Origin of the sequence: Anaerobacillus sp. MEB173 (genome assembly GCF_052119505.1) — a bacterium.
In the GTDB taxonomy this organism is placed as follows: Bacteria; Bacillota; Bacilli; order Bacillales; family JBJMAU01; genus JBJMAU01.
On the sequence record NZ_JBJMAU010000005.1, the window covers coordinates 1 to 18,965 of the forward strand.

21 protein-coding genes and 1 pseudogene are annotated in these 18,965 nt (G+C 35.2%); 2 read left to right on the plus strand and 20 right to left on the minus strand.

Annotated elements, in window-relative coordinates; all coding sequences use genetic code 11:
- The 14 genes and pseudogenes from ACJ2A9_RS11795 to ACJ2A9_RS11860 all read right to left on the minus strand — a co-directional run.
- A pseudogene (locus ACJ2A9_RS11795) lies at window positions 1–204 on the minus strand (hypothetical protein); the annotation flags it as partial.
- A 367-nt stretch (window positions 205–571) separates the two neighbouring features.
- Entirely contained in the window at window positions 572–1,222 is a 651-nt protein-coding gene (locus tag ACJ2A9_RS11800; RefSeq protein WP_441421865.1) for a Crp/Fnr family transcriptional regulator, read from the minus strand.
- 191 nt (window positions 1,223–1,413) lie between these two features.
- Window positions 1,414–2,655 (minus strand): hypothetical protein, encoded by a 1,242-nt coding sequence (locus ACJ2A9_RS11805; protein ID WP_441421866.1) that lies wholly within the window; start codon window positions 2,653–2,655, stop codon window positions 1,414–1,416.
- Window positions 2,656–2,877: 222 nt separating this feature from the next.
- Window positions 2,878–3,126 (minus strand): hypothetical protein, encoded by a 249-nt coding sequence (locus tag ACJ2A9_RS11810; protein ID WP_441421867.1) that lies wholly within the window; start codon window positions 3,124–3,126, stop codon window positions 2,878–2,880.
- A 22-nt stretch (window positions 3,127–3,148) separates the two neighbouring features.
- A complete protein-coding gene (locus tag ACJ2A9_RS11815; RefSeq protein WP_441421868.1) occupies window positions 3,149–4,306 on the minus strand; it encodes an ABC transporter permease in 1,158 nt (385 codons plus the stop codon).
- Between the two features lie 4 nt (window positions 4,307–4,310).
- Complete coding sequence (locus ACJ2A9_RS11820; RefSeq protein ID WP_441421869.1) at window positions 4,311–4,979, minus strand: ABC transporter ATP-binding protein; 669 nt, start codon at window positions 4,977–4,979, stop codon at window positions 4,311–4,313.
- 13 nt (window positions 4,980–4,992) lie between these two features.
- Entirely contained in the window at window positions 4,993–6,141 is a 1,149-nt protein-coding gene (locus ACJ2A9_RS11825) for an ABC transporter permease (RefSeq protein ID WP_441421870.1), read from the minus strand.
- Window positions 6,142–6,462: 321 nt separating this feature from the next.
- Window positions 6,463–7,878, minus strand: coding sequence for a cbb3-type cytochrome c oxidase subunit I (locus tag ACJ2A9_RS11830; RefSeq protein WP_441421871.1), 1,416 nt, complete (start codon window positions 7,876–7,878; stop codon window positions 6,463–6,465).
- A gap of 24 nt (window positions 7,879–7,902) precedes the next feature.
- A complete protein-coding gene (locus tag ACJ2A9_RS11835; protein ID WP_441421872.1) occupies window positions 7,903–8,292 on the minus strand; it encodes a c-type cytochrome in 390 nt (129 codons plus the stop codon).
- A gap of 23 nt (window positions 8,293–8,315) precedes the next feature.
- Window positions 8,316–9,590: a 4Fe-4S binding protein gene (locus tag ACJ2A9_RS11840; protein WP_441421873.1), complete on the minus strand. Its 1,275-nt coding sequence runs from the start codon at window positions 9,588–9,590 to the stop codon at window positions 8,316–8,318.
- A gap of 190 nt (window positions 9,591–9,780) precedes the next feature.
- Complete coding sequence (locus tag ACJ2A9_RS11845; RefSeq protein WP_441421874.1) at window positions 9,781–10,242, minus strand: hypothetical protein; 462 nt, start codon at window positions 10,240–10,242, stop codon at window positions 9,781–9,783.
- A 284-nt stretch (window positions 10,243–10,526) separates the two neighbouring features.
- On the minus strand, window positions 10,527–10,709 hold the full coding sequence (locus ACJ2A9_RS11850) for a DUF542 domain-containing protein (protein WP_441421875.1): 183 nt from the start codon (window positions 10,707–10,709) through the stop codon (window positions 10,527–10,529).
- A gap of 31 nt (window positions 10,710–10,740) precedes the next feature.
- Complete coding sequence (locus tag ACJ2A9_RS11855) at window positions 10,741–11,148, minus strand: hypothetical protein (RefSeq protein ID WP_441421876.1); 408 nt, start codon at window positions 11,146–11,148, stop codon at window positions 10,741–10,743.
- A gap of 138 nt (window positions 11,149–11,286) precedes the next feature.
- Window positions 11,287–12,393 carry a TIGR04053 family radical SAM/SPASM domain-containing protein gene (locus tag ACJ2A9_RS11860; protein ID WP_441421877.1) on the minus strand — a complete coding sequence of 369 codons (1,107 nt, stop codon included), beginning with the start codon at window positions 12,391–12,393 and terminating at the stop codon, window positions 11,287–11,289.
- Window positions 12,394–12,697: 304 nt separating this feature from the next.
- On the opposite strand from ACJ2A9_RS11860, the gene ACJ2A9_RS11865 reads away from it, so the two are divergent.
- Entirely contained in the window at window positions 12,698–13,384 is a 687-nt protein-coding gene (locus ACJ2A9_RS11865; RefSeq protein WP_441421878.1) for a Crp/Fnr family transcriptional regulator, read from the plus strand.
- 177 nt (window positions 13,385–13,561) lie between these two features.
- On the opposite strand, the gene cyoE is transcribed toward ACJ2A9_RS11865, so the two are convergent.
- From cyoE to ACJ2A9_RS11895, 6 genes are all read right to left on the minus strand, one after another.
- Window positions 13,562–14,509 carry a heme o synthase gene (gene cyoE, locus ACJ2A9_RS11870; RefSeq protein ID WP_441421879.1) on the minus strand — a complete coding sequence of 316 codons (948 nt, stop codon included), beginning with the start codon at window positions 14,507–14,509 and terminating at the stop codon, window positions 13,562–13,564.
- A 98-nt stretch (window positions 14,510–14,607) separates the two neighbouring features.
- Window positions 14,608–15,165, minus strand: a complete 558-nt coding sequence (locus tag ACJ2A9_RS11875) for a hypothetical protein (protein ID WP_441421880.1) — start codon at window positions 15,163–15,165, stop codon at window positions 14,608–14,610.
- Between the two features lie 3 nt (window positions 15,166–15,168).
- Entirely contained in the window at window positions 15,169–15,801 is a 633-nt protein-coding gene (locus tag ACJ2A9_RS11880; protein ID WP_441421881.1) for an SCO family protein, read from the minus strand.
- A 103-nt stretch (window positions 15,802–15,904) separates the two neighbouring features.
- A complete protein-coding gene (locus tag ACJ2A9_RS11885) occupies window positions 15,905–17,539 on the minus strand; it encodes a cbb3-type cytochrome c oxidase subunit I (RefSeq protein WP_441422181.1) in 1,635 nt (544 codons plus the stop codon).
- Window positions 17,540–17,598: 59 nt separating this feature from the next.
- Complete coding sequence (locus ACJ2A9_RS11890; RefSeq protein ID WP_441421882.1) at window positions 17,599–18,066, minus strand: cytochrome c oxidase subunit II; 468 nt, start codon at window positions 18,064–18,066, stop codon at window positions 17,599–17,601.
- A 9-nt stretch (window positions 18,067–18,075) separates the two neighbouring features.
- Window positions 18,076–18,219, minus strand: coding sequence for a hypothetical protein (locus ACJ2A9_RS11895; RefSeq protein ID WP_441421883.1), 144 nt, complete (start codon window positions 18,217–18,219; stop codon window positions 18,076–18,078).
- 374 nt (window positions 18,220–18,593) lie between these two features.
- On the opposite strand from ACJ2A9_RS11895, the gene ACJ2A9_RS11900 reads away from it, so the two are divergent.
- Window positions 18,594–18,836, plus strand: coding sequence for a DUF2249 domain-containing protein (locus ACJ2A9_RS11900; RefSeq protein WP_441421884.1), 243 nt, complete (start codon window positions 18,594–18,596; stop codon window positions 18,834–18,836).
- The last annotated feature ends 129 nt before the right edge of the window (window positions 18,837–18,965 follow it).

Here is an 18,965-nt window from a genome sequence, read left to right on the forward strand (position 1 = left end):
ACCTTTATGCGGTTCAATCGGCTCATAGTCTTCCGGATTTACTTCATAGCTGTAACTGCCGCCTGATGTTGATGTTTGTTCAACTTCAACACTTTGATCAACTTTCTCTTCAACTTTCTCTTCAGAAGTGCTTTGAGCACCACAACCTACTAACAGTGCTAATGCTAACATTGCGCTTGCACTTAAACCTAATGCCTTTTTCATAGATAAGACCCTCCTAATTTGTTTGAAAGTAAACAACAAAGATACTAGGGATTGAGCTTTTATCGTTAGATTTTTTACTAGGGATTTGAAAAATTCTAACAAGCTCTTATGTCTCAATGTTGTTTTATTATAGCTACTAAGAGCTATTTCTTACTTATAATATAATTGAAATCATGTTTCAAAAACGTGATTGTTATCACGTTTGCTCTATGTGTCACAAAATGAACACAATGCTTCTAAATTTTACTAGTATAAGTCTTTGTATAATTTGTAACAAAAATAACATAATACTAGATCTGTAGAATCAAGAAAAATAGACAAAGAAAAAAAGCATCTATTAATATAGACGCCTTTACATACTAACGAACTATTGTTCATTTAGGAGATTTTCTAATGCTTCTTTATCCGTTAGCTTCATCACATTTGGGCCTACAAATGTAACCCATCCTTGTTTTTGAAATTGTGATAATTTACGACTGAACGTTTCACGACTCATCCCAAGTAATGATGCCAAATGTTTCTTACTAATCGATAATTCAACCTGCCCATCAACTACTTTCCCTTCGTTTTTCGGCATATTTAATAAATATTGGGCAATTCTTTGTTCCACATTTAACGTACCAAATTGTTTTATTGTTTCCTCAGCCTGCTCTAGTCGTTGACTCATTACATCTAATAATCGGACAGCTAGTTCGGAATTCATCCGAATCGCGTCTACTAAATTCTTCTTACTTAACTGACAAACTTTTGTTTTTTCAAGTGCTTCAGCAAAAAAAGTATATCTCTCATTTCGAAATAATGTGTATTCACCGATAATTGAACCAGGACCTAATGTACGCAAAATCTGTTCACGACCACGACTACTGCAGGAATACAATTTTACTCGTCCCTTACTGATGATAAACAGACTATCTGTCTTATCACCTTCAGCAAAAATATTTTCACCTTTTTGGTATTCACTTTGTTTTGACGAGCCTTGTATAGCCATTAAATGATCTTCACTTAGATCTTTAAACAATGATACCCTTTTTAAACATGCCTTGATGTTATTACACCCTTTTTGACAACACATTCGACCACCTCATTTATTTGGTTATCATTGTCACTCTTTATTTAAATTTTAGAGCCAATTTTTAACCTTGACAGTGATTATCGTCACATCATTTCGTTTTGGTCCTTCTTAACCATTTGAAAAAACCAACTGATTGATCAGTTGGTTTTCGTAATATGTCTTTGGTTATTTGCACTAATGAATATAACAATGCCTAGGAACATCATGAGGCTGCTTATTAGTAGTGTCCACTCATAAAAAGGTAATGTAGCTGTATTAAGCCAAACAAGTAAGCTCTGAAGGAATAAATATAACTCATTCATAATAAAACCAATGATAAATAAAGTATACCCAATTGTCCCTATTACATTTCGAGATCTTAACCATGAGCTTCTCATATAAAGAGCCAAACACAAAAAGCTAACAAAACCTAATAGAGTTAAATGCAGATACCCAATAATAACACTTCTCGTATCATAAATAAGACTTGTTAATACCGGTATTGCAGAGCCGAGTTCCATCGTAATTTTTATAAATAATGAAAAAAGTGATAATCCCAAAAATACCTTTGACCACCCTTTAAAAATTAATAGAATACTTCTTCTTATTATAAAAAGGATATAAAAAAAGATAATCATCGAAACCCAATGAACGACTCCCGCAACAATCGCAACTACGTGCCAAATGAAGTTCAAATCATACCATAATACTGAAAGAAGATACGCCGGGAGAATGGATATGATAAAGAATATAAATTGTATTTTTGCCAACCCTTTTGGATAGTTTATCTGTTGTTTTTCAAGAAAGGCAAAAATAATAGCGATTAAACCTAAAGTAAACCAACCATTGTATTGAAAATGCAAATAAAAGTAGACTGCCATATCAAAAAATGGAAGATGGGTAAGCTTATTTGCACTTAAATATGCTAACATCCATGGTCCAAATGAAGATAGGAATAAGCAAACAACTGCTCCTAATCCGTATAAAGCCGGAATTTGTAATTCTCCTGTAAGTAAACTCCTTTTTCTGAAGTACATAACAATTAAAATGATAAACCAATAGGATAATAAAATATGTATTGTAGAAAATATAATCGAAACAATCCCATACCCTTGGTAACTAAATGAAATAAACATCCCGATTACAGTTAACTGTGTAATCCAGAATAGCCAAGTAATAGAGCGGGAATATCGATCTTCCGGACGGAAAAAGTAATAGACAAAAAAAAGAAACAGCGCTACAAATCCCCATCCTAAAATCGCTAGATGCGAATGTGCATGTAACAAATGACCATAATTTAAAGTCTGAATAGGATAAATCCCCATCCACCTCATGACTACGCCAGAAAGTGCTGTTAAAGCTAAATAGAATAATGGTATTATAGCCCAAGAACGACGCAATCATCTCTCCCCCTATCTATGGAAAAATACATTTACCATAATTACACTTATAAATGGAATTTTTCCCTGAATGATTTTGCTTATCAATTATAACATAAGTTTTCTTCCTAAAAATTAATATGAAAATAAATCTTTACACAGCTCCCCTTTACCTTTTCCAATGTATGCCAAAACTATTAACGATCAAAAAAACCCTCGGCAAAGCCGAGGGTTTAGTTAGTGTTAGTCTGCTACTTCCATTGTATCATAGTCTTCCCGGAACTCATCTTTTAACGCTTTTACTGGTATCGCAACACATAAAAATGCCCCAATACAAGTCCAAATAACGCCCCAATCTTTTACTCCATTAAAATAAAGCAGCGCTCCACCTAGAATTCCTAATATTCCAATTGCAAATGCTGATAACTTAACAAACTTTCTTAACCGTTTTACTTCCGCTTTATAGTCCTCTACATTTTTATTATTTTTCATTTGAGATACCTTCTTTCTGTTTTTAATTTTGTTCCCCTAACAAACTAATAGGTTCTTGTCTTAATGCTCGGATAAGCGGATATATTGATATCAGCATCGTTACGACAATTGTTCCAACCATAATGAAGATAATTTGTACCATACTTATCCAAGCAAAAAATTCTAACCCACTCATTAATGCAGACCAGGTATGTGCTGACAAAATCCCTAAAATAACCCCTATTACAGTCCCTATAATAGCGATGATGAAAATTTCCATCATGAGCATTCGGACAATTAGTTTTTTGGTTAGACCAACAGCCTGCCATAAAGCAAACTCTGAACGTCTTTCCTCAACTTGAAGTATTAACGTAATAAGGATGATCAACGCTCCTAAAAAAACAGTGAATCCCAAAATGTAAGGGGCATAATCGGATATTTTATTGACTGTTTCAAGTCGTTCTTCCCCTAATGCACTTTTGGCGTCCTTCCATTCCCACCCTTCAGGAGTTGAAGAAATACCAGTTTGATGAAAAGGTAATACCATTTCTACAAAGTGAATGTCTAACGGTGATTGTTTAATATTGTGATGAAAATCAAAAAATAGCAAACGGTCATCAGTAAGTCCTGTATAGTGCAAAGCACCTGAGATAACAAATGACGATGTTTCCCCATTTACCGTAAGTGTTAATTCATCTCCGGCATGTAATTGATACTGATTTCTAATTTCGTGTCCGATTACTATTTCATTTTCATTCGCGGGCCATTTTCCGTATATTTTCCACCATGGCTTCATCTTTTTTTCTGACTCAATATCTATCCCTACAATCGCAAAATTCTGCTGTAACTCTTCCTCATATACTCGTAAAACAGATCTTGGGCTAATCGCAACAGCATGATTATATTCTGCAGCTATTTCTTCATAATCTTCCGTTGTAAGGGTCAGTGGTGGTTGTTCATCCTGGACAACAATCGGAATCCCATGGTAGCTGATATGTTGTTTCCGATCTTCTTGTTTCGGTGCCAGTACATATGATTGTCCAAAGCTCTCTACACCCTTTTCAACTGACTTTACCATCCCTTGATAAGAAGAGATAAATGCACTAATGATGAAAACACCCATTGCAATAGCTGTAAGGAGTATCATTGATTTTTTCTTACGCTTGAGTAAGCTTTTTTTTACTAAATGGAACCAATTCATACCATCACCTCGATTCGACGATCAATCCATCTTGCATATCAAAGACGCGATTCCCGTAATTTGCATGTTCAGGATGATGAGTAATAAACAAAATTGTTTGTCCCTCGTTATTCAGCTCTTTAAATAGGTCCATAATTGTTTTTCCTGTTTTTGAATCAAGATTTCCCGTTGGTTCATCCGCTAGAATGAGTGGTGGTTTATTCACAATGGCACGTGCTAATGCAACACGACCTTGCTCACCACCAGAAAGCTGATCAGGATACCGGTTTTCCTTTCCTTTTAAACCAACCTTCTCAAGTGCCCACCTTCCTCTTTCTAGTTGTTCTTCAATTGACATATTTAAAGGAACTAATGGTAATAGGACATTTTCTAGTGCTGTTAAATATGGGATAAGATGCATTTGCTGAAAGACAAAGCCAATATGTTTTTGTCTAAAAATCGCTAAGTCTTCTTTTGAATCAGCAAAAATATCCTGACCTTTAAAATATACATGTCCTGATGTCGGTTCCTGGAGACCACCGATAATTGTCAATAACGTACTTTTCCCGGAGCCTGAGGCACCAACTATTGAGACAAAGTCACCTTCATTAATCGTAAAAGAGATCTTTTTCAACACATCAATCATTTTCTCCCCATCTTTAAACTGCTTGCATAGATCCTTTACTTCGATCATTGTTGTTCACCACCTATAACTTTTTGATTGCCTGAACCGGATCTAACGTTGACGCATATCTCATCGGTCCTATTACTGCGATTATCATCATTGAGATTGAAAGACCAATAATAAGCAAGAAGTTAAGTAGTGGCAACGATAATATAACAGATTCATTGAACCATAGTAATTTACTAAGCCATACAAAACCAATACCTAATAAGTAGCCAAGCAGTCCTCCTACAACACCAAGGATTAATGCTTCTCCAAATATCATTTTTTCAATTTGCTTATTCGTAAAACCGATTGTTCGGAGGATACCAATCTCTTGTCGCCGTTTACTAGTGAATGAAGACATAAAGTACATTAGTAAATAAGATCCTGACAAGAAAAGCATGATTGCCACTGAATAGAAGAATATTTTAAATCGATCTAACGTCGCCTCTCTCGCTAAGGCAACATCCATTAATGGTTTTACATCTACTGACGGAATCGCTACACGAACCTGACTGACAATGTCATAGATAGGACACGAATAACAATGCGCTGCTATCTCAATGAGAGAAATCTCATTTTCACGATTAAATAGTTGCTGAGTTTTATTTAAATCAATAAAGAGAAATTGATCTTGTTCATTACCTTGAGGCTTCATGATTGCTGTAATTTCAAATTGCTCACCCTTAATGTCGATGAACTGACCAAGCGAAAAATTCATTTCGTCTGCCAGTAGAGAACCGACCATGATTTGATGATCGGCTTCTGGATATTCCCCTTCATAACTTATTTTTGTTTTTACAGTTTTCTCATTTTCAAAGAGTACACCAATTAAAGCAACTTGCTCACCATTTATCTGATCTACTTCCAATAGTTTTGGAGATAAATAAGCGATATAGTCTGCATACTCTATTTGATCAATCTTCTTAATTTCATCCATTGCGATTGACTTTGTTTCCCCCTCAATCGTAATGTGAGCAAACGTAAGACTTAAATCCTCTTGTTTTGGTGTAATAATCACATTTGGACCAACCTCATCAAATGTAACACTTAAACTTTCATTCATGCCCTCAATTAAATGATAAAGGGCAGTAATCGTTGTGATAACGATAACCAAACATAAAAACATCCCAATCATTTTACGTTTATAACGCCATAAATGCTTAAAAATTAATGATTTGATGGACACCTCTCCACCTCCTTACTACCTTTCTATGACTCACTTCTCGATGTCACTTTTTTTTAAGTACCCTATAGCGTAAAGTATATAGGCAGAATGGTTTTGCCTCTATGACAATCATCACAAAATCACTTAAAGAAAAACCTAATAAACCTTTACATTCAGGCATAAACACTGTTATAATAGTACTAAAGTGAAATTGATAGTTTGTTACATCTTCCAGAACATGGTTTTGAAATGGTAAGCTAGTAATAAATAGAAAAACGCCCACCACTATTTTTATAAAGGTGAACGTTTTACTGTATATATTACACTTCAATTTGTTATTAATTAAGCTTCTTTTGTGAATGTCATTTCACGTTCTTCAGCTGTAACAGGCTCGAAATTCGTCTGCTTTGCTTTTGAAATAACTTTCCAGATATTCATTAAGAATACAACGAAAGATGCCATTGTTAATAGTCCAAACCATAAGCGTGCCCATAAGTAGCCTTGAATTGCTTCACGCATTGTGTAGAAATCAGCACCTGTACCTCTCATTGATCCTTCAATAAGACCTGCAATAGTCAGTGGAATAAACATTCCAAGGAAACCAGCAATAACTAACCAGAAATGACCTTTTCCTAAATTAGGATTAAATGCATTTGCTCCATAGAACTGTCCAAGAATCCAATATGTGATTGCGAATACACCGAATGAAATAAATCCGAGTAAAGCTAAGTGAGCATGACCTACAACCCATTGAGTTTGGTGTGTAAAGTCGTTGATAAAACGGATTGATTGTGATGACCCTTGTACACAGTTCATTACATAGAATACCATTGTTGCTACAACAAACATACCAGGTACACCAATACGTTTTTTACTGTTTTTAATACTTACTGCAATGATATAGAACCAGATGAATGTAGGAATTAACATACCTACTGATGTCCATTCACCTGCGAGCTTCCAGAACATGTTAACTGGAGCTTCTGCATATAGTAAGTGGTGTAGTGCAGAAGGTGGAATGAAAATACATACAAATGCAAAGTGAACTTTACTTAAAAACTCCGGATAAGGCTTATCTTTTCCTTCTAAGCCAGTCATCTTAGGGATAAAATAATAGAAAATACCAACCATTGAGAACATAAACCAACCATTAACGGCATTATGCGCAAAAGTCCAAACAGATAAATTATCTCTTACTCCATTCCAGAAACCAAAGTTAGCCCAAAGATAGTTAATACCAAGATATAAGATAGATAATAAGATAAAGTTTAAAGCCGGTGAAAATTTAGGCACATCACCTTTTAAAATTGTCATTAAAATGTTACTGAAAAAAATTAACCAAATAACAACCACTGCTACTGCTACTAATGGTACAGGCTCAAGATATTCACGACCTGTGTTAAACCCCATTAATAATGTAACAACAACTACTGCAATACCTACATGCATTAAAGCATAGTGTAAGTTTCCTAATGCTTTAGAATATAAGTCCCTTTTTACAATTCGTGGTACAACATGATAGATAGCACCCATTAACGCCATTGATAACCAACCAAAAATAATAGCCTGTAAGTGAATACCACGTAATGCTACAAAATCAATAAATGCTGGAAGTGTTCCTGGTTTCACTAACATAAAACTCATCAGTACACCAACTAATGCGACAACAACTAAGTAAAACGCACTTGTTAATAAAAACTTACTGGCCACACTGTTCGAATTATCAAAACGAACTGTGACTGTATTACCTTTTGCCATGATTAACTCCCCCTTAATTCACTCTTAGCGTTCTTCGTATGGAACATCAAATGTACTTAACCACTCGGCTAATAATTTGATTTCATCTTCAGAAAGTCTATCTTGGTAAGCTGGCATTACACCACTACCATGACGAATAAATGTTTCAATTGCTTGCTCTGGCAAACGAAGTCCTACAGCATCCAGTGTTGGTCCTGTTGCTTGACCTAACTGTCCACGGTAACTATGACATTGTAAACAACCTGCTTCTGTAATTACTCTCTGACCCTGCCATGCCATTGAATCTTCATTCATTGCCCAGTAAGGCTCCCCATGATCTTCTGCTAATCCCCAATCCACAGTTGTAAATGATACGACTAAAGTAACTAATAACAAGACTACGCCGAATCCGACGTACATAAATAAGTTTCTCATCTGTTTCATCCTTTCTTCATTGTTTATGACCTAGGTTGATAATAAAAGACGCTCTTTATTGACTCAACCACCTCCCCTTGAGAGTAAACATCAACCCAAATAATAAATCTTCCATGATTCACTTCATTAGTAAACAATCCAATTTCAATTTCTTCCTCCCATTCTGATGTAGGAGATACAGTAACTTTTTCTGGCACTGTCACAAATGATAGTCCTTCAACTTCACTTCGAATTTCAAAAGAAAATTCTTTTTCTTCACTTGTTGTATTGGCAATTTTCAGTTGATACTCACGATAATAAACATCATCTTCAACGACTTGCTCTTCTCCTTCTTGTGCAAACGCTTGCGTTGCTGTGATTGGTGTAATCTTTACATCAAGGCCGTTATCAAGAACAATTACAACCGTAAATATAGTAGCCAATGCAACTGCTAAGCTTAAAAACCCGAAAGAGACTTTATCAAACTTTTCTCTTAAAGTCGGCTCATATGGCTTAAATGACATTGATAAACAATTCTCAGTACCATAATCCATTTTCTTTTCCTGGAACTTCTCTGCCCTTGTACCACAAGCAACTACGCATTGTTGACAACTGATACATGAGTCTTTTGGTGTTATTGACCTTGGATAGAGATCCATCGGACATGCTTGGTCACAGAGGTTACAATCAATACAAGCATCGGGATTAAAGGTAACTTTGAAAACTTTGTTCTTTTGTACTACCTTCTGCATTAATCCATAAGGACAAAGTGATTGACAATAGCTATGACGGATAACAACTAAATCAATAAAAGCTAATACGGAAAATTTTGCGCCTAATGCTACATACCACATTGGCAGCCCTTCATGTGTATACCAAGCAACAATTTTTTCTGGTGAAATGAAGTAACTGACAAGAACGGTATAGAAAAGCCACATTAGTGGAACTGCAATAAGTAATCGTGTTATAATATTAATAAGTAATTTTGTTTTCTTACTACTTGGATTTTTTATTTTTTTATACTTTGATATTCTTTCAACGATTTTTCCACCAAGCTCTGACCACGTAGTTTGTGGACAAAGCCAGCCGCAAAACAATCGGCCCATTGTTCTTGCAAACAGTGCCAAGATTGTTAGCGCAATCCCAAATGCCAGAATAAGTAAAAATAATTGACTGATAAGAAACGATTTACCTGCGATAACAAAATAGCCACCGGCTAAATCTAACCTAAAAATATCGAGCCATGGCATCAATGTTAAGAGCAGCAATGATAACAGCTGTGTTGATCGTCTAAACCGACGAATCCATATTGTAGACATTTTAAGTTTCATCTCCTAATGATTCTTTTTTCTCTCTATGAATCTATATTACTTCTCAATGCCTTTGTCTGAATTCATTATAGGTGATCCGATAATGAAAAGTTGTGAGATGTATCACGTTTACACAAAAGTTGCATTTTCGTCACATTTTCTTAAAAATTGAACCTAGACATTAGAAATTTCTGTATATTTAGCCAGAAATTTTCTTAGCTTTTTCTTCTCCAATTCCTTCAGCGTGAATATAGCCGCTAGCTGCTGACCTTTTTTTTTCAGCTCGATACCCTAACCAAACTACGATCGAGAAGCTTGAAATTAACACAACAATGACTAAGTACAGTTGACCTAAAATTAATAATGGATTAAGTTCCGCGATACGTGGAAAATGAACGATTCCGGCATCATGAATAATCATTAATATTTTGATTGGAATAAACAGTGCAAAGAACTGAATAATGATCCCTACCCACCTTTGCATAATCGGCACTGGAAACTTTGCAAGAAAAGTTCCTATTGCCACAGCCGCAATAAACCACCCGAATGAATAAAACCAACTTTGATGAAGTCCCGCAATAAACATGTAAATAAAGCCAAACGTAAATATGAACAAATACATAAGGACGACACGTTTAATCATCTTATCAAATCCTTTCATTGAAGATTAACCTATTAAGATATTGTTTAATTTAATTTCATTTTAATCGTTGATAATGAACTTCACCGTGAGCATGATCACAAAAATTTATAATTTTTTCTAGCAAACCCAGTTACTAATTTAGCTGTGTTATCGTTTGATGTTGATTTTTGGCTCGTTTTATTGAAGGTTAGAATTTAAAAAGGGCATCCTCATTAAAATAATGAAGTGCCCTTTGTTCTTAGTAACATCTATGAATTATTAAAGTTAATTCTAAATTCTACATTTTAAATCCTAAATTATCTTTACCCAATTGCATTTAACTTTGCCAGTACCTCTTCTAAATCGGCATTGTCTGCTTTTGCCTGGTGTTCTAATGAATTCTTGGCTCCACAACATGTATCAACGTTAAATTGCGTTAATATTTGCATGGCTTCGCGTGAACTCTCCATAATTTGCTCAACTGTCATCTCTTTTGTATATTTCATAACTTTCATCCTTTCTTTGCGTTTGTTTTATTTATTTTTTTGATGCACTTCTTACTGTTCGGAATATGTTATATGCAAAAACAACAATCGTTAACCAATGTCCTAACGCTACCCACTTTGCCCAGTCAAACGCTCCATTCATTGTTCCGGTGTAAAACAAAGCCATTGCAATTAATAAAAGTATCAGGGAAATATTCCCTGCGTATAAATGAAACCAGGCCATTTTCTCACTATGGAGCGGAACACCAATAAATCGCGGCAGAACATGATACAGAACACCATAGATCATCATTGACATAAATCCTAATAAGTTAAGATGAACATGAACAGGCTTAAGTTTCATCAAGCTAGGTTCAAAGAAAAATAACGTTCCTAGAAAAGTTCCAATAACTAAATAGATGATGCTTAGAACAATTAGTATTTTAGTATAGCCCTTCATGACTCCTCCTCTTACTCGTAGTGTTAGTAATGAAAAGAGACCCTTGCATTGAGTCTCTTTAATTAACTTTATACTTTGATTATAGTGTTAACCCGCATGATATTCAGTGAGCATAATCACGTCATCAAATTTTTGTTTTTATTTTAAATTAGCAAGCTCTTTTTCGTATGCTTTTGGAATATAAGAGCAGTAAGGATCACTCTCTAAATAATCACCAGTCGTTGCATATGCTCTTGCTCTCGAACCGCCACAAATTTCTTTAAACTCACAAACACCACATTTTCCTTTTAGTAAAGATTTATTTCGAAGATCTTTCATAATTGGAGATTCGCGGTAAATTTTTGATAAAGGCTCTTCACGGACATTCCCGCATTTTACTGGTAAAAATCCACTTGGATACACATCACCGATATGACTAATGAATACGAAACCATCACCATCATTAACACCTTTTGGTGCTCGGCCCAACGTATCAAAACGTTTATTGCTATTTGTATCCTCGATTCCATGTCGTTTCTTTTCCTGTAAGAAAACACGACGATAGTGAGGGGCCTCAGTTGTTTTCACATCGTACGGCATTTCTTTTTGAATTTTGAACAACCACTTCAATACTTCTTCATGCTGCTCAGGAGATACCATATCCTTTTCCATTCCTCTACCTGTTGGAATAAGGAAAAATACGCTCCATAACACCGCTCCCATATCTTTTACCTTTTCAGAAATTGCTTCTAAATCATTAATATTGTAGTTTGATACAACCGTATTTACCTGAATCGGGATATTTAACTCCTTTAAATATTCAATCCCTCTCATTGTTGTATCATACGAGCCTTTCGTTCCACGGAAATGATCATGAATTTCTGCACATGATCCATCTAAACTAAATGCCCAACGAGATAAGCCAACATCCTTTGCCTTTTCGATCGCATCCCTTGTTACTTTAGGTGTTGCACTGGGCGTCATCGATACAGGCAAACCTTTTTCTTCAATCGCATATTTTGCTAGATCATATAGATCTGGGCGCATTAATGGATCGCCACCTGTAAAAACAAATAACGGGTTTTTCATTTCGGCAATATCATCTATCAATTTCTTACCTTCTTCAAAAGAAAGTTGTCTTGGATCTGCTGTATATTGAGCTTCTGCACGACAGTGCAAGCATTTTAAGGCACATGCTCTAGTTACTTCCCAAATAACAATAAACGGATTTTCATTATAGTCTCGTTCTGTAAATATATGTCTCATAGAATTCCCTCCTGGCTCCCGTTACTTACAACTTTTTGAGAACGGAAAGCGTGATGTATTCCTGTACTAATCATAGAAAAGAAATGAGGTAATGACTGTGAGAATAGTCACAAACCCATCTAAAAAGAAGAAATTACTAAACATTTTTTTTAACAAAATACTCTCTTTTTAAAACAATTATTTTCTAAGATAATTGTGTAAAAAATCACAGTGTTCCATGCTCTCCACTGTTAGAATAAGAAAAAACCATACGTATAGATAAAATTATGAGAAAATACTTTCATTTGAGTTTGGAGTGATGATCATGTTAGTGAAAGATATTGTTGGTCAAATCCCACTTTTTAAAGGACTATCAGAAGACACAACGATGGCTCTAAATGACATTGTCAAAGTTAAGACTGTGAGAAAAGGTGAGGTTCTTTTTCAAGATTATGACAAAGCTAGTGCAATCTTTTTTATTAACAAAGGAAAAGTGCGCTTAAGTAAATGTACATCTGACGGAAAAGAGATTACACTAGGCATTCGAATGAGCGGACAAATGTTTGCGGAGGTAGCTTTATTTGCAAAATCAGAAATGACATATCCTGCTACTGCAACTATTTTGGAGCAGGGGAGTGTTTCTTATATCCAAAATGAAGACTTAGAAAAATTTATCTCAAATCGACCTGACTTGGCAATGGAAATTTTCCGGGTGATGGCTGACCGACTTCGTGCTGCTCAAACAACATTACGAGATGTTGTTTTATATGGTAATCTCGGTTCACTGGCATCCACTTTACTAAGACTTGCCAAAGAATATGGCGAGCAAACAAGCACTGGCGTGAAAATCAATTTGAAATTGACAAATCAAGATCTCGGTAACTTTTTTGGGGCAACAAGAGAAAGTGTTAACCGAATGATTAGTAATTTAAAAGGAAAAGATATTCTCTCAGTTAATAAAGGTTATATAACTATCCATGAAGTAGATGAATTAAAGTCTTTTCTTAGTTAATGATTTAATACCAAATACATTTCGCCCTTATAAGCATTCAATGTCAAATGGCAGCGAGTGCTTTTTATTTACTCTTTTTAAATTTGCCTAGTAATCGTTTGATGTTGATCCTTAATATATACCGATTACAATATATTAAAAAATCTCTCACTGTTCACAGAGAGAGATTACGTTTTACTACTTAAATACTGGCAATGTAACAATGACCATTAATAGGAATAAAATCGTTATATAGTTTACTGAATAGAGAAAGCTGATATAGGCATATTTTTGGTTATCTTTCGTAAATAAGCCTCTAATGCTAATTCCTAGCCATGCTAGATTCAATAATGTAGCAATCACAACAAAGGTTGTACCAAGCTGAATTAAATAAAATGGTAAAGGCAATAGACATGCTACATAAACGATCATCTGACGTTTTGTCATATTAAATCCATGAACAACAGGAAGCATCGCAACGCCTGCTGCTTTATACTCTTCATATTTCCTCATTGCAATCGCAAATGTATGTGGCATTTGCCAAATAAACAAAATAGCAAATAGCATTATTGGAACGATATGAAAACCGGATGAAATAACTGTCCAACCAATTAACGGCGTAACTGCACCTGAAATACTCCCAATCACTGTATTTAACGTATATTTACGTTTTGACCACATTGTGTATAAAATGACATAAGTAAACCATCCTATAAATGCATAGATCGTTGCTTCAATAGTAGTAAAAAGTAACAGAATGAATCCAATAACCGTTAGCGAAATTCCCAATATCAAAACAATTTTTAGTGGAATATTCCCCGTTACTGTTGGACGTTGTTTCGTCCTTGCCATGATGGAGTCAATATCAACATCGTACCAATTATTAAGTACAAGTGCACCTGCCATAACAAATGTACTTCCCAAGATTGTTAACAGGAACATATCCCAGTATTCATAGAAAGAGGCATTTGAAAAATACAACGCTAACCAAAAACCAGTAAACACCGGTAGAACATTTGCAATTAAAACAGGCGCTTTTAACAATGACTTCAAATCAGATATCAGTGTCGGCGCACTTAGTTTATTAGGTATAGAAACCTCAGCTTTCCCAACATTCTGCGGAGAAAGTATTTCTTGTTTATTCATTTTAACCTCCCCTAAGAAGTTGTCTTAAACATCTATATTGTATACCATCTTAGCAGATCAGTCATGATTCTTTCCTAAAATAAATTTGCCAATGATTTCTACTCATATTCTGAAGGGTCAACAAATGCTACATACAACAGATAAATGATCATTCCGATCGCTGTTAACAGAAATCCCCAACCAAGCGTTAACTGTTCAATCATCAGGTAATTGTTGCATAATTGGAATGGTGCATAAATATATAAAAATCCCATTCCCAAAAATATTACTGTAAATATCGCAATCAGAATATTTTTCCCAAACTTACTAATTTTCTTCCAGCTGTCACGCAACGGAACCCCTGCCAAAAAAGGTAAACTGATAAATTTAAATACTTCCACACTTGTTAACGTAAGTGCCTCATCCATCGTTCTAGGCAGGAGCCAGTAACCCATAATAATGATAAACAAAAGAAGTCCTGGAAATCCTGTGCCATTCCATTTTTCAAAAAATTGCGGGAACCGTTTTTGAAAGAATGGTGCCATTAATAGTCCTGCAATAACGAGCATAGGCATTTGCATATGCATATGAATAACCATGATTGATTCCATAAAATTAGCAATAGGGGGAATTACTAAGAAAATAAATAGCGCTAACCCTAATTTAAATTGATCCATAGATTACTCCCCCTTATCGTTTTCGAGTATGTTAACAACAGTATTTGCAGCTTCTTCAATCTCCATATAATCCATTACATTCGTTAACGTACCTTCTCTATCGACTAAATAGAACGCAGAATTATGAGCGAAGTTTCCATACTCATCAGGAATCACGATAACTCCAAACTCATTTAACAATGCATCTAATTCTTTCTGATCTTGAATTCTTGCCATTCTCCACGTTTCTCCGTCACTATTAAAAAGTTCTTTATATTGATTTAACGTTGCAGGATCGTCTTTCTCTGGATCAAAGCTGATACTTAGAAAGACAATGTCTTCCCCGATATATTGTTCAGGAATAAGTTCGTAAACATCTGCCATATTCTTTTCTAACGTTAAGCAGACTGTTTTACATGATGTATACATAAATGTAATAAATACATATTTATTTTCGAATTCAGTAAAAGAATATGTTCGACCATTACTATCCTCAAAAGTTACATCTGGAAATTGAGGTTGATCTTTCATTAATTGATTTACTCTTGCGGTTTCTGCTGTATACGCACGAAATCCATCTGTTCCTACATAAAACAAGATACATCCAAATAATAAAACAACAATGACAGCAATTGTATTATGCCGATTTTTATTCATGTAGGTCACTTCCTAAATCTATAATTTTGATACTTTAACAGTACCAAACTAAGAGTAAAGAGATAGCCGTGCTACACGAGCTATCTCTTTTTTTCAAATAAGTTTACCAAGTTTTAAATGGTGGTGATCCTGGTGGTGCATTAACAATCATGTCAACCATAGGGACAACATAGGCCATTGCAACTACGATGATCATAAGAACAACCCATACTCCCCATCTTTCTGTCCAATACCCAGAAACATCTCCCGGCTCTTTTTCTGCAATTGGGAATTCTGTTTGGCCTTTCGGTGCAAAGAACATTAAATTAATAACTGCGTACACTTGAATGATAACCCCGATTAATAGAAGAACAGCTCCAACACCTACAGCCATCATGTATGGATCCCAGCCTAATGCTGCTGCATGGTCTCCATATGTTGTATACGAAGTTCTTCGCGGTGATCCAAAAAGTCCCGCAGTGTGCATAGAGAATGACATAATAATCATCGCGACTGTCCAAATGATCGTTTGAATAACACCTAATTTGTTCATTGCTGGTGTTAATACACGTCCTGATAAATAAGGAATTAACCAATAACTAATTCCAAAGAATGTCATTGCAACGGACATCCCTAACGTTAAGTGGAAGTGTCCAACGATCCACATTGTGTTATGAACGACTGAATCTAATTGGAATGTTGTTTGAGCAATACCGCCTGCACCAGCTGGAGCAAAAGCAAGCATAGCGATAAATGGAGCTAAGAAACGAACATCGCCCCATGGTAACTTCTTCAACCAACCAAGAGCACCTTTTCCGCCTTTGCGTCTGCCAGTACGCTCCATTACTGCAAATAAAGCATAAGCAGTCATTAATGATGGGAAACCGATTGCCAAACTCATAAATACGTGCATATATTTAATTGAATCTGTGATACCCGGGTCAACGATTTGGTGATGGAATCCACCTGTAATGTTCATGATGACAAGTGCAATAACTACAACACGAGTTAACGTATCATTCCAAAGTGTTCCACCAATTACTCTAGGTACAACAACATACCATGCGGATACCGCCGTTAAATACCAAATATTAACTGCTGTATGTCCAAAAGCCCAAAATAGTGTACGTGCAAGCATGACATTAATTGTATCCACCCAGCCAAGTGACCAAGGAAGGATAAGGAAAAGAACTTCTACTGCTACAAATGAAGTTGCACCCATTAATAGGACAAACGCTCCTGTTGCAAAGAAAGCTAGAATTGGAAGATGCTCACCTTTATGTTTCTTTCTCCAATTCGCTACTTGAATAAATGCTCCAAAACAGTTCATCCAAATTCCTAATACGACAAATACTAAGCCAAAATAAAAGATTGGATTTGCCTTCATCGGCGGATAAAATGTATACATGACTGATGCTTCATTCATTAATACCATAATAACGACTAAAACGGTACCGAACATGCCTAATCCAAAACCAATCCATGACATCTTTCTAACTTTAGGAAGAAGACCACCTAATGTATGTGAAAGACTTGATTGAAAGTAACCAATCATAAAGAACCCAGAGAAGATAACGACTAACATTAAACCGTGAGCAGTAAGAACTTGATAATAATTAAGCCATATAGGTAATTCAAGTAGACCAGCACGATTTAACCCTTGTAAAAGTCCGAAAATTCCCCCAAGAAGTAATGCGATAAAAGCGACAAATAAATATGATTTCGTTAATTTAGCATCCTCAGGATTAACTCCCAACATTTGATCTGTTTTATTTTTTAAAGACTGTATGTTAGCTGTTGCCAATTTCACTCACCCCTTTATTTCACTGTAATTGTTGTACTCATAAATTGGTGACCAGTACCACAATATTCATTACATAATACTAAATACTCACCAGGCTCATTAAAAGTTTGCGTAATGTTTAGAACGTGTCCCGGCATAACCATTCCATTTGCATTTGTATCAACAATTTGAAATCCGTGTACAACGTCTTTTGAAGTTAATTTAAAATGAACAGTAGAACCAGCAGGAACTTCAATTTCCATTGGTGTAAAACTAAAGATCTGTAATGTCATTACCACTTCATATTCGTTTTCCCCAATTTGTGTAATTCCCGGTTGATCAAATGGTGCTGTTTCATCTACTTTTTGTGGATCAATCGTTTCCGTTCCTCCCGGAGGTGCCATTCCTAACGCAAATGCTTGATAACCTGTTGCAATCATAAAGGCCATGATCATTCCGAAGCTTAATGTAAGCCAGACTTTTTCTGATTTATGCATTGTCATATCCCCTTTCTATACTCTAGCCAAATACAGGCCGTATAACGTAATATACGAGATCAAAATTACTACTCCAACAAATCCAACACCAATCGCTGTCCCTACCATCGATGTTTCCTTTTCATGCTTTTCTTTTTGATCTGGTCTTGTAGCTGCCATTGATTTTCAACCTCCCCTTAGTGATTTATCAATGAAAATGAATCTTATTCTCAAATAAAGAGAAACTACAGACAAGAATAAATGACTTAGGTTGTCTTTCGAAATTTCCCCTTATTTATCTTTACAAGTTGATTATATTGTTTTATAAAAGTATCTTCTGTGAGGAACGTCACTAAATAAAATAATTTTATTAAATACATCTTTTTTCCCATATGAATATGCAGGCATAACTATAGGATGAGAACAGAATGGCTTCATTTATTTTTATAATTCATAAGATCTTTCCCATTCGTGACGGTCATCACTTCATCATTTAATTAAAATTTGTATACTTTAACATGAAAGAAGAAGTTTTTTCTGAAGGAGGAATATATATGGCAACAGAATCAAAAGTTGTTGAATTAGATGTACGTGAGGATTTAAAGAATAAAGTTGAACCTTTCCAAAAAATTATGGGGGCAGTTGATTCATTAAATGAAAATGATGTATTCGTACTCCATACTCCATTTATTCCTGAGCCTTTGTTAAAAGTAATGAAAAATAAGGGCTATTCTAATGAAGTGGCTACTGAAGTCGAGAATGTTCATTACATTACTACTTTTAAAAGAGAACTTTAATTATAATAAAGAGAAAGAATCTGTACTGTGCAGATTCTTTTTTTATATTGATATTTAATATCTTCATTTCAAATTCCGTCTTTCCTAGAAAGCAACGTTATGATATACTGAATTAAATTTAATTGAGGA